Annotated in this window: 9 protein-coding genes and 1 riboswitch; of the genes, 1 reads left to right on the forward strand and 8 read right to left on the reverse strand. The window is 32.1% G+C overall.

Features of this window, described 5'->3' with window-relative positions; genetic code table 11:
• Positions 1 to 137: 137 nt before the first annotated feature.
• The 7 genes from purD to VK998_RS11025 are packed head-to-tail and all read right to left on the reverse strand — an operon-like array spanning position 138 to position 10,230.
• Positions 138 to 1,394, reverse strand: a complete 1,257-nt coding sequence (gene purD, locus VK998_RS10995; RefSeq protein ID WP_325228253.1) for a phosphoribosylamine--glycine ligase — start codon at positions 1,392 to 1,394, stop codon at positions 138 to 140.
• An 11-nt stretch (positions 1,395 to 1,405) separates the two neighbouring features.
• Positions 1,406 to 2,938, reverse strand: coding sequence for a bifunctional phosphoribosylaminoimidazolecarboxamide formyltransferase/IMP cyclohydrolase (gene purH, locus VK998_RS11000; RefSeq protein ID WP_325228255.1), 1,533 nt, complete (start codon positions 2,936 to 2,938; stop codon positions 1,406 to 1,408).
• A gap of 10 nt (positions 2,939 to 2,948) precedes the next feature.
• Positions 2,949 to 3,566: a phosphoribosylglycinamide formyltransferase gene (gene purN, locus VK998_RS11005; protein WP_325228256.1), complete on the reverse strand. Its 618-nt coding sequence runs from the start codon at positions 3,564 to 3,566 to the stop codon at positions 2,949 to 2,951.
• Positions 3,560 to 4,588 carry a phosphoribosylformylglycinamidine cyclo-ligase gene (gene purM / locus VK998_RS11010; protein WP_325228258.1) on the reverse strand — a complete coding sequence of 343 codons (1,029 nt, stop codon included), beginning with the start codon at positions 4,586 to 4,588 and terminating at the stop codon, positions 3,560 to 3,562. The genes purN and purM overlap by 7 nt, the downstream gene beginning before the upstream one ends.
• A 17-nt stretch (positions 4,589 to 4,605) precedes the next feature.
• Positions 4,606 to 5,961 (reverse strand): amidophosphoribosyltransferase, encoded by a 1,356-nt coding sequence (purF, locus tag VK998_RS11015; protein WP_325228260.1) that lies wholly within the window; start codon positions 5,959 to 5,961, stop codon positions 4,606 to 4,608.
• Positions 5,962 to 5,974: 13 nt separating this feature from the next.
• Positions 5,975 to 6,457, reverse strand: coding sequence for a 5-(carboxyamino)imidazole ribonucleotide mutase (purE, locus tag VK998_RS11020; RefSeq protein WP_325228263.1), 483 nt, complete (start codon positions 6,455 to 6,457; stop codon positions 5,975 to 5,977).
• Positions 6,458 to 6,510: 53 nt separating this feature from the next.
• Positions 6,511 to 10,230 carry a phosphoribosylformylglycinamidine synthase gene (locus VK998_RS11025; RefSeq protein WP_325228265.1) on the reverse strand — a complete coding sequence of 1,240 codons (3,720 nt, stop codon included), beginning with the start codon at positions 10,228 to 10,230 and terminating at the stop codon, positions 6,511 to 6,513.
• Positions 10,231 to 10,372: 142 nt separating this feature from the next.
• Positions 10,373 to 10,474: riboswitch (purine riboswitch) on the reverse strand.
• 148 nt (positions 10,475 to 10,622) lie between these two features.
• Between VK998_RS11025 and VK998_RS11030 the strand changes: the two genes are divergently transcribed.
• Positions 10,623 to 11,537, forward strand: coding sequence for a DUF2935 domain-containing protein (locus VK998_RS11030; RefSeq protein WP_325228267.1), 915 nt, complete (start codon positions 10,623 to 10,625; stop codon positions 11,535 to 11,537).
• Between the two features lie 67 nt (positions 11,538 to 11,604).
• Here VK998_RS11030 and VK998_RS11035 read toward each other — a convergent pair whose 3' ends face one another.
• A complete protein-coding gene (locus VK998_RS11035) occupies positions 11,605 to 12,084 on the reverse strand; it encodes a metal-dependent transcriptional regulator (protein WP_325228268.1) in 480 nt (159 codons plus the stop codon).
• Positions 12,085 to 12,262: the final 178 nt, after the last annotated feature.

Genomic DNA, 12,262 nt, shown 5'->3' on the forward strand with positions numbered 1-12,262 from the left:
GATAATATATCTGGATTTACTATTAAAATATAGGCCATAGTCATAAATGTAGTTATTCCTGCTAATATTTCTGTTTTTTTGTCTGTTTGATGTTCTTTTAGTTTAAAAAAATTCTCCATTTCATGTCCTCCTTAAGTTTAATCAATTTTTGCTATATCTTTTCTAAAATACATCCCATCAAAAGCTACTTTGTTTAAATTTTTATATATTTTATCTCTAGCTTCTTTTAAAGTATTCCCTAAGGCAGTTATGGAAATTACTCTACCACCATTTGTATGTATTTTTCCCTCCTTTTCTATAGTTCCATTATGGAATATTATTATATCTTCATCTACATCTTTAAGACCAATAATCTCCTTGCCTTTTTCATACTTCCCAGGGTATCCTTTAGATGTAGCTACTACCGTTACACATTTTTCATCCTTCCAAATTAAATCTTCTATCTTTAAACTACCTTTTAATGTTTTTTCAAAGATATCTACTATATCTGATTTAAGTCTTGGAAGTAAAACCTCTGTTTCTGGGTCTCCAAATCTAACATTGAATTCCAATACCTTTGCCTTATCCTTATTTATCATTAGACCTATGAATAATAGACCTTTATAGTCCATTTTTTCCTTTTCTAAACCTATTTCAATTTTAGATAAAATATCTTCTTGGACTATTTTTCTCAATTCTTCTTGAAATAATGGATTTGGAGAAAAACAACCTACTCCGCCAGTATTTGGTCCCATATCTCCTTCATATATCTGTTTATAATCCTTAGCACTTTCCATAGGGATTATCCTTCCATTAGTCACAAAACATAATAAAGAGGCTTCTATTCCTTCTAAAAATTCTTCTATTATTATAGTTTCTCCTGCCATACCAAAGGCTTTGTCTTTCATCATATGGTTTAGACAATCTATTCCTTCTTCTTTTGTATTACAAATTACCACACCTTTACCTAAACATAGACCATCAGCTTTTATTACCAAAGGATATTGAAATTGGTCTAATCCCTTCATTGCTTCTTCTATATCTGTATATTTTCTGTACCTTCCAGTAGGAATATTATGTTTTTCCATAAAACTTTTGGCATAGGCCTTTGACCCTTCTAATTGGGCGGCTTTTTTATTTACTCCAAAAATATTTAAACCTTTTTCATTGAATTTATCCACTATGCCCATAACCAAAGGTCCTTCTGGTCCTACTACTGTTAAATCTATGTTTTCCTTTAGGGCGAAGTCCAATAATCTATCTATTTCTTCTGGGTTAATATCTATATTTTCAGCTATTTCCTTAGTCCCTCCATTGCCTGGAGCACAGTATATTTTAGATACTTTTAAACTTTCAGCTATTTTCCAGCATAAAGCATGCTCTCTACCTCCACTGCCTATGACTAAAACCTTCATAGAATCACTCCTTAATGTTTAAAATGTCTCATTCCTGTAAATACCATAGCTATACCATTTTCATCTGCTTCCTTTATAGATTCTTCATCCCTTAAAGATCCTCCAGGTTGGATTATGGCTTTTACTCCAGCTTTGGCTAAAGCTTCTACAGAATCTTTAAAAGGGAAAAACCCATCAGAGGCCAATACAGAGTCCTTAACCTTTTCCCCTGCTCTTTCAATAGCAGCTTTTACTGCCCATACCCGATTTACTTCACCCATACCAATTCCTATTGTTCCTTTATTTTTTGCCAACAATACTCCATTAGATTTAACACCTTTTACCGCCTTCCATCCAAAGAGTAAATCTTCCATCTCCTTATCTGTTGGCTTTCTTTTAGTAACTACTTTTAATTCTTCCCCTAAAATTTTAATATCTCTTTCCTGTATTAGTATCCCTCCAAGAACTTTTTTTAAATCTAAGGAAGGATAATCTTTTCTCATGATATTAGGGATTTTAAGTATTCTTATATTCTTTTTAGAAGTAAGTATTTCTAAGGCTTTTTGTGTAAAGCATGGTGCCATTACTATCTCAACAAATATTTCATTAATTTTATTAGCTACCTTTTCATCTATTTCTCTATTAGATCCTATTATTCCACCAAAGATAGATATTTTGTCGGATTCATAGGCCTTGTTATAAGCTTCAAGTAAGTTTTCCCCACTACCTATACCACAGGGATTAGCATGCTTTACTGCAACTATTGTAGGTTCATCAAATTCCTTTAAAATTTCTAAAGTCCCATTTCCATCATTGATATTGTTAAAAGACAATTCCTTTCCATGAAGCTGAATTGCACCTGCAATAGTTCCTTCTAAATCGTCCACTTCCTTATAAAAAGCTGCTCTTTGATGTGGGTTTTCTCCATATCTTAAACTCTGTTTATCTTTAAATGGTAAAGTTATAATTTCTGGAAATTCTACAGAATCTAAACTATTAAAGTATTTAGCGATTAAGGAATCATAATAAGCTGTATATGAAAATACTTTTCTAGCTAATTCTCTTCTTAATTCTATAGAAGTCTCTCCTTTTGCTTTTAATTCTTCCAACACCTTTCCATAATCAGAAGGCTTTATAACCACTGTAACGTATTTGTAATTTTTGGCTGCAGCTCTAATCATAGAAGGCCCACCAATATCTATATTTTCTATTATTTCCTCATCACTTACCCCTTCTTTTTTCACAGTTTCTTCAAAGGGGTATAGATTGTTTACAACCATATCTATGGAACCAATATTTAAATTCTTCAAGGTTTTTATATCTTGTTCACTGTCCCTTTTATATAATAGTCCTCCATGAATATTAGGATGAAGAGTCTTTACCCTGCCTTCTAATATTTCAGGAAATTTTGTGATTTTCTCTATGCCTACATGGTGAATCCCTGCATCTCTTAAAACTTCACTTGTTCCTCCAGTAGAGATTATTTCCCAGCCTAATCCAATTAATTCTTTAGAAAATTCTACAATACCCTTTTTATCATAAACGCTTATCAATACCCTTTTCATTTTATCACCTCTATTTAATCCTTACCTTTCTTCCCTCTATGGTTAATCTATCCTCACAGAAAAGCCTTATAGCTTCAGGTAGTATTTCATGTTCTACCTTCAATACCCTTTCCTTTAAAGTTTTTACTGTATCTCCTTCTTCTACCTCTACTGGTCTTTGGAGAATAATAGGTCCTGTATCCGTTCCCTCATCAACAAAGTGGACTGTTACTCCCGTAAGTTTAACTCCTCTTTCCAATACCATTTCATGTACATTCTCTCCATAGCATCCTTTTCCACAAAAACTTGGAATTAAAGACGGATGGATGTTTATTATCCTACCACTATACCTTTCAATAAATTCTTGTGATAGAATATTTAAATATCCTGCAAGGACTACTAACTCTACTTCTCTTTTAGATAGTTCTTCTAGGATTTTCCTATTATATTCTTCTGGAGAACTGTATTCTTTCCTATTTATATATAAGGTTTCAATGCCTGCTTTTTCTGCCCTTATAAGACCATAAGCATCCTTTCTATTTGATATTACTAATTGGATTTTCCCTTTTATTTTTCCTTCCTTTATATTATCTATAATAGATTGAAGATTGGTTCCACTGCCAGATATCAACACCCCTATATTTACCATAGAGAAACTTTCTCCTCTCCTTTTTCAATCTTTCCTAATAGGGTAAATTCTTCATCCATTTCTCTTAAACTAGCAATTATTTTTTCTACTTCATCTTTATCTACTATTAAAACCATACCAATACCCATATTAAAAGTAGAATACATTTCTTTTTCACTTATATCTCCCCATTTGGCTAATAGATTGAATATTTCTGGAGTCTTTATTTTAGAAGTATCTATACTGGCTGTTAAATTATCTGGTACAATTCTAGGTATATTTTCATAAAATCCACCACCAGTTATATGAACAATTCCCTTAATATCATATTTTCCTATTAGAGGGAATACAGTCTTGGTATATATTCTAGTAGGTTTTAGTAACTCTTCACCTAAAGTAATGCCTAATTCAGAAATAATTGTATCTATTTCAAAATCCATCTTTTCAAATACTATTTTTCGCACAAGAGAATATCCATTACTATGGATTCCACTAGAAGGAAGACCTAGAATAATATCTCCTTCTTTTACTTTTGAACCATCAATTATATTTTCTTTGTCCACAATTCCTACACAAAATCCTGCTAAATCATATTCATCTTCTTTATAAAAACCTGGCATTTCAGCTGTTTCTCCACCTATTAAAGCTGCTTCTCCTTTTATACAACCATTGGAAACTCCCTCTACTATTGAGGCCATCTTCTCTGGAACTAATTTCCCTGTGGCAATATAATCTAAAAAGAATAAAGGCTTAGCCCCTTGACATAGTATGTCATTAACACACATAGCCACACAATCTTCACCTATAGTATTATGCTTATCCATCATGAAGGCTATTTTTAGCTTTGTTCCAACTCCATCGGTACCAGAAACTAGTACAGGTTCTTTATAGGATTTAGTGTCTAATTGAAACAAACCTGCAAAACCTCCAATATCTGACAACACTCCGTCTCTATGAGTATTTTTTATCATGTTTTTTATCAACTGTACTCCTTTATAACCTGCTTCCTTATCTACACCTGCTTCCTTATAGGTAAGCTTCATAGTATTTCTCCTCTCTATTACAAATCTTCATTTATCGGATATTCACCACTAAAACATCCGGTACAGTAACTATTATTTTTACCTACTGATTCCAATAAACCTTCTAAAGACAGATAACATAAAGAATCTGCCCCTATTATTTCTCTTATTTCTTCATTAGTTTTTTGTCCTGCTATTAAATTCTCCCTCTTTGGAGTATGCATTCCTAAATTGCAAGGATATTTGACTGGTGGAGCAGCTATTCTTACATGGACTTTTTTAGCTCCAGCATTTTTTAACATTGCCACTATTCTCCTCATAGTTGTACCTCTAACTATGGAATCATCAACCAAAATAACTTTTTTCCCCTCTACATTTTCTTTCAATACATTTAACTTAATTCTAACACCAATTTCTCTTAATTCTTGGGTAGGTTGTATGAAGGTTCTTCCTACATATCTATTTTTTATAAGTCCTTCATCGTAAGGAATTTTGGACTCTTCTGCATACCCAATAGCTGCCACCGTTCCAGAGTCTGGTGCAGATATTACTATGTCCCCTTCTGCTGGACATTCTTTGGCTAGATTTCGTCCTGCTTCCCTTCTCAGTAGATATATACTTTCTCCATCTAATTTACTATCTGGTCTAGCAAAATAGATTATTTCAAATAAACACATATTTTTATTTTTGACTTCCTTAGTTCTTATAGATTTTATATCTCCATCAATTATTACTACCATTTCTCCTGGTTCTACATCTCGAATAAATTCCGCTCCAATAGTATCTAAAGCACAGGTTTCAGATGATATTATATAGTCATTTTCCAATTTTCCAATACATAAAGGCTTTAATCCATAAGGATCTCTAACGCCAATTAATCTATCGTTTGTCATAATAACGAAAGCATAGGAACCCTTAATATCATTTACAGCTTTTATTATTGCTTGTTCTATATCCTCTCTATGATGTCTAGCAACTAGATTAGCAACTATCTCCGTGTCAATGGAGGATTGAAATATTACTCCTTTGTCTTCCATCTTTTCTCTTAATTCTGAATAGTTTACTAGACTTCCATCATATGCTAAAGCTAAAGCCCCTTGTTTATATCCTGCAACTAAAGGTTCTGCATTTGCAGTAGTAGTCTCTACCGTATTCCCAGACCTAATATGGCCTATACCAATATTTCCTCTTAATCGATTAAGGATTTCTTTGGTTAATACCTCATTAGCCAATCCTAAATCCTTATGATAGTCAATATATCCATTATTATTTATAGCAATTCCAGCACTAACCTGTCCTCTATGCTGAAGAGCATATAATCCATAATAAATTATCTTAGATATATCTTTTTTATCCTTACTATATATTCCAAAAACTCCACACAAATCATTCACCCTTTCGGCTAATCTAAATACCCTTTACTTTTCTATCCATTTCTTTAACTTCCTCTGCCATTTCCAATTTATATTCTTTAAATTTAATTCTTAACTCTGGATATTTTATCGATAAAATTTGCACTGCTAAAAGTCCTGCATTTTCTGCCCCATTTATTGCAACAGTTGCCACTGGAACTCCTTTAGGCATTTGTACCGTTGACAATAAAGAATCCAGTCCATCCATAGTAGATGATTTGATAGGCAGCCCAATAACTGGAAGGGGAGTTATACCAGCTATAACCCCAGCTAAATGGGCCGCCTTACCAGCAGCAGCAATTAATACTTCTATCCCTTTTTCTTCTGCTGTTTTTGCAAATTCAGCAGCCTCAAAAGGGGTTCTATGTGCAGAAATTACTCTTATTTCCATATCAATATCAAATTTTTCAAGAATTTTAACCGACTTTTCAACTACTTCTTTATCAGAAATACTTCCCATAACAATACCAACCTTCATGTTAAGCGCCTCCTTTTTTCAATTTACAATTCTATTTTGGTTAGGCAAAAGCCTTAACCAAAATAGCTAACTCCTGCTTTAAACAATCTTTCTTCTTCCATTTTTTCAACATTTTTATACAATCCTTTACCAACTCTATCACAATTTGCAACTCTACCTAAAATCCTTCCATCTGGGCTTGTTATACCTTCTATTCCATATATAGAGCCCGTTGGATTTTGGTCTAAGTATTGGGTTGCTATTTGTCCTTTATCCATAAGAACTTTTATTGTTTTTTGTTTTCCAACTATTCTGCCTTCCTTAGTAGATAGTGGTAAACTTTGAATATCCCCTACTTTTCTATTATTAAACCAAGGTGATAGATTAGATGCTACCTTTATTTTTGCTATAGTGGATATATGGTATCCTGAACTATTATAAGTTATATTAATAGAGTCTTCATCTAGATCTTTAATCTCTCCATAAGGTAGAAGACCGGATTTTATTAAACCTGCACATCCATTTCCTATTCCTAATATAAGACCATCTTTATCCTTTATTAATTCCATTAAAGCTTCTTTTACATAAGGATTTTTCAATATATTTGCTAATAATTTACCTCCTCCCTCTGGCTCATCTCCTAAAACTGAACCATCAGGAAGTCCAATTATTTGACATTCTTTTATCCTTTTGGCAATTTCTTTAAAAGAATAATCTATAGCTTCATTATCTAAAGTTCTAAATACAAAGGTATCCACTATAGCTCCTGCTTCTTCAAAGGATTTACCCATATCATATTCTCCATAAGTTCCTGTAAATACAGGAATAAATACTTTTGGTTTAGCTATCTTTATATTGGATTTCTTAATCATTTCTTTATTATATAAAATCTTTCTAGGTTTATATAACTTCCTATCATCTATAGGAAATACATCCATTAATGGTTTAGTCCATTCTTCTATTAAATGATTTAAATCCAATCTTTCTTTAGATATTTCAATACATTCGTCCTCTATCGTAGTACCTAATAGTCTGTATTCTACACCTTTCAATAGGTTTTCAGGGTTTTCTTTTATCTCTACAACGATGGACCCGTATAGAGGTAGAAATAAATTTTTTTCATCATAGCCTTCAACAAATTTAAATCCTATTTTATTTCCAAAGGCCATTTCCGATATACTTCTAGCAATTCCTCCAGATTTTACTGCAGAGGCAGATATTATCTTTCCATCATCTATTAATTCTTTTATTCTAGTATAATTAGTCTTCAACTGTTTAAAATCTACCATTCCTTCATCATCTATATTTAAAGGAATCAATACTACATTATTGTTTACATCCTTAAATTCTGGTGAAATAATATTTTGAACCTTATCAGCAGTTACAGCAAAACTAATAATTGTTGGAGGTACATCTATATCTTCAAAAGTACCAGACATACTGTCTTTACCGCCAATACTTGGAATATTTAATTCCTTCTCTACTATAAATGCTCCTAATAAAGCAGCAAATGGTTTACCCCATTTTACATCTTCAGTACCTAATCTTTCAAAATATTCTTGGAAAGTCAATCTTACTTTCCTAAAATCTCCACCCATTGCTGTAATCTTTGCTAAGGATTCAATAACTGCATATATTCCTCCATGGTAAGGACTCCATTTTGAAAGGTTTGGATCAAATCCATAGGTCATTAAAGAACAGGTATTGGTTTCTCCTTCAAGTACAGGGATTTTAGCTGCCATTCCCTCAGTTGTAGTTAATTTATGCTTCCCTCCTAAAGGCATAAGAACCGTTCCTGCACCTACACTGTGATCAAATTTCTCTATAAGGCCTTTCTGGCTTGAGTGATTTAAACAAGTTAGGTTTTTTATCCAATTTTCTTCCAGACCTTTTTCATCAATATAATTTGGTGCATGATGTAGATAGTTATCTTCATTTGGTTTTTCTATTAATACCTTTGTCTTTTTTCTTATCCCATTAGTATCTAAAAACTCTCTAGATATATTTACTATAGGATTCCCTTTCCAATTCATAAACAATCTATTATCAGATGTTACTATGGCAACTACTGTAGTTTCTAAATCCTCTTCTTCGGCATATTTGATAAAAGATTCTAAATTCCCCTTTTCAATTACAACTGCCATCCTTTCTTGGGATTCAGAAAGAGCTATCTCAGTTCCATCTAATCCAGGATATTTTAAAGGAACTTTATCTAAATCTATTTTTAATCCAGGTGCTAATTCTCCTATAGCTACAGAAACACCACCAGCACCAAAATCGTTACACTTTTTAATCATTTGGCTTAAATCTTTGTTTCTAAAAAGCCTAAGGATTTTTCTTTCAAGAGGCGGATTTCCTTTTTGAACTTCTGCGCCACCAGTTTCTAATGATTCTTCTGTATGTTTTTTTGAAGAACCTACTGCACCACCTAATCCATCTTTTCCAGTTCTACCTCCTACTAAAAGGATTAAATCTCCTGTTTGTGGAGATTTTCTTATGACATTTTCTCTAGGTGCTGCAGCTACTAAAGCCCCTACTTCCATTCTTTTAGCTCTATACCCTTCATGATATATTTCTTCCACATAACCTGCTGGAACTCCTATCTGATTTCCATAGGAACTATAGCCTTCCATAGCTGATTGAGTAATTTTTCGTTGAGGAAGTTTCCCAGGCAATGTATCTTCAAAGCTTTGTCGTGGATCACTAGCACCCGTAATCCTCATAGCTTGATATACGTAGGCTCTTCCAGAAAGTGGATCTCTTATACATCCACCTAAACAAGTGGAAGCTCCACCAAAAGGTTCTATTTCCGTTGGATGATTATGAGTTTCATTTTTAAACATTAAGAGCCATCTTTTTATCTTGCCATTTATATCTACATCTATTTCTACACTTGCAGCATTGATTTCCTCTGATTCCTCCAAATCCTCTAATAATCCTTTCTTCTTTATCTCCTTCATATTTATAGTTGCTAAATCCATTAAAGATATTGGCCTTTCACTATTAGGATAAACATAGTTTCTAGAACTTAAATATTCTTCAAAGGCTTTCTCTATTAAAGGCTTGTATTTACCTTCTTCTAACTTTATATTTTCTATCTCCGTCATAAAGGTAGTATGTCTACAATGATCAGACCAATAGGTATCTATAACCTTCAATTCAGTAATAGTTGGATTTCTCTTTTCCTTCTCTTTAAAATATTTTTGAGTGAATAGTAAATCCTCCATATCTAGTCCTAGGCCATACTTCTCCTTCATAGTTCCCATTTCTTTTTCTGTCATATTTACAAAATCTTCTATTGCTTCTATTTCCTTTTCTACTTCTTCATATTCTTCATAATGGATAAAATCCATATCTATTTCTCTCATTTCCACTGGATTAATATAATAATCTTTGATTAAGTTTAATTCTTGATTGTCTACACCTTCAAGTATAATTATCTTAGAATGCTTTACTTTAATATCTTTTTTATTTAATAATATATATATAGTTTGATTAACTGAATCTTCTCTTTGATTATATTGTCCTGGAACAAATTCAGTTCTAAATAGTTTTTCCTCATCTTTAACAGGGAGGGTTGTTTCGTATAGATAGTCTAAATTTTTTTCTCGAAGTATATTACCAACTATTTGGTTATATTCTTCATTTTTTGCATTAATGATATCGTAAGCATTTACAACTCTTACTTTTTGTAAAGATTTTACTCCCAAGTAATTTTTTAAATCCCTAAACAGATTATCTGCTTCCGTGTTGAATTCTTCCTTTTTCTCAATAAATACTCTTTTAGTATTCACATTCAAACCTCCTTGAAATAAATAAAGCCCAGTCAGGTAGGTTAAGCGAAACCTACCCGACTGGGCTTTTGTCCCTCCGGTGTGATATTGTCCAAAACAATATCTGTACCGCTTGGTCCAGACAAGGATTTTCCTTCGGAACCCTAGGTACACTTTCGCTCATAGCCAAATGATTTACGGTCATTTAGTAGAAACTTCTCGACCATATTATGAGAATTATATGAGCTAATTATTCAATTTTCTACCTTAATAGTACCAGTGGGTTGGGTAATTGTCAAGAAGAATTTGAATAATTTAGTATCATAAATATTTTATCAACATAATCTTATAATAAATACATTTATTATTAAATAGAATTTACTAGTTAACGATTTTTATGAAGGAGGAAATTTATGTTGACAAGAAAAGAATTTATTCAAATGTCTTTAGAATTAAACTTGTTTTTTGGAAGAATCATGAAAGAACATATGATTTTTATGGAAATGAGCTTTCTAGTTACAAACAGTGATCTTATTTTAGAATCAGATCAACTAAAAAGATCTTTTGAGGAAATTTTATTAGAAACAATAGCTGTTTCCAATGGAATTATAAGCAAAGAAGTAATCGATTCAAAGGAACTTGTAACCCAATATACCCTTGACTCAGAAACCATAACCCAAAACCTTACGGGTATATGTATAAACAATGAAATAACCTTAGCACAACTTGAATTAAACCCAAATCCAAATTTCGACTATCCATCGGACCTAGAGGAATATGTTTATGATTTAAACAATAGAGCTATTAATCTAGTTCTAGAAGTTATTGCTTTTAAGGAAAAAGTATTGGCTAAATTACTCGATTGTACAGTTTATGCTGCTCTATATCCTCTCTTAGTAGAACATGTTCTAAGGGAAGCCAAACTCTATCACAGATATTTAGTAACTATTCAAAATAGAATGAAGCCTGAAAATACTATATTGGAGCAAGAAATATTTTGGGATAGAATTATGGGAAAACATTCTTTATTCATCAGAGGATTGTTAGACCCTACTGAAAAAGACTTATTCAATACTGCCAATGATTTTGCAGAATTGTTTGAAGAACTAATAGAAAAAACAAAAAATGCCAACGATGAAGATATCCCAGAAATTACAGAAAAAACCTTAGAAACAACAATTGGTATTAAAGGATTTAAAACTGCAGCAACAGAAGGCTTGCTTGAATGTGAAATTAAAGCTATATTAACTCCATTATTAGGAGATCATGTTTTGCGAGAAGCTAATCATTTTATCAGATTATTGAATTCTTTTAAAGAAGATTGTTGATTTCTGATGCAAGGGGTGATGCAAAGGGGACAGTCCCCCTTGCATCAGAAAAAACAAACCTATCCCTTTATTCACAATAATCCCTTTTAAATTCTTCAAACTGCTGAATTATATTAGGGTTATCCAATAAAAATTTATTTAACAAATCTATATTTTTTAAAGTGTTAAAACTTACACCGTGTTCGATCATTTCTGTATCCTTAAGCCTAGTATCTTCTGTCCCAATATTTTTTAGAAACTCTTCTATTATATTATGTCTTTTCAAAAGAAACTTCCCTAATCTTTCTCCTTTATCTGTAAGCTGTATTATTCCATATTTTTGATAATCTACTATTCCTAAATCCCTTAATTTTTGAACTATTTTAGTTGCTGATGATGGACGAACATTTAGTTTTTTAGCTAAATGGCTCATCCGTACATAGTCTTCTTTTTTACAAATTCGATATATCATTTCTAAGTAATCTTCCATACTTGAAGTCAATAGCTTTTTTTCTGCATTCATCATTTTATAACCACGGACTGTATAAAACTCATATTGCCTTTTCAAATCCTTTCCCTCCCAGAACTTTGAATTAAATGTCACATATAGAAGCATTGCTGCATATCTTGATTATTAGCTTTAGCTAATAAAGTTTCCCTTAACTAACTTATGAATTTAAAGCACAAAAAATTAATAAAATGGAGGTTTTCTTATGAGTGAAAAATTACTTACATTAAATCAATTA

This window comes from Schnuerera sp. (assembly GCF_035459645.1).
Taxonomy (GTDB): Bacteria; Bacillota; Clostridia; order Tissierellales; family Tepidimicrobiaceae; genus Schnuerera.

Bases quoted from the DNA above. Each gene is read 5' to 3' on its own strand.
- purD (WP_325228253.1), bottom strand. From the start codon at position 1,394: ATGAAGGTTTTAGTCATAGGCAGTGGAGGTAGAGAGCATGCTTTATGC.
- purH (WP_325228255.1), bottom strand. From the start codon at position 2,938: ATGAAAAGGGTATTGATAAGCGTTTATGATAAAAAGGGTATTGTAGAA.
- purN (WP_325228256.1), bottom strand. From the start codon at position 3,566: ATGGTAAATATAGGGGTGTTGATATCTGGCAGTGGAACCAATCTTCAA.
- purM (WP_325228258.1), bottom strand. From the start codon at position 4,588: ATGAAGCTTACCTATAAGGAAGCAGGTGTAGATAAGGAAGCAGGTTAT.
- purE (WP_325228263.1), bottom strand. From the start codon at position 6,457: ATGAAGGTTGGTATTGTTATGGGAAGTATTTCTGATAAAGAAGTAGTT.
- VK998_RS11030 (WP_325228267.1), top strand. From the start codon at position 10,623: ATGTTGACAAGAAAAGAATTTATTCAAATGTCTTTAGAATTAAACTTG.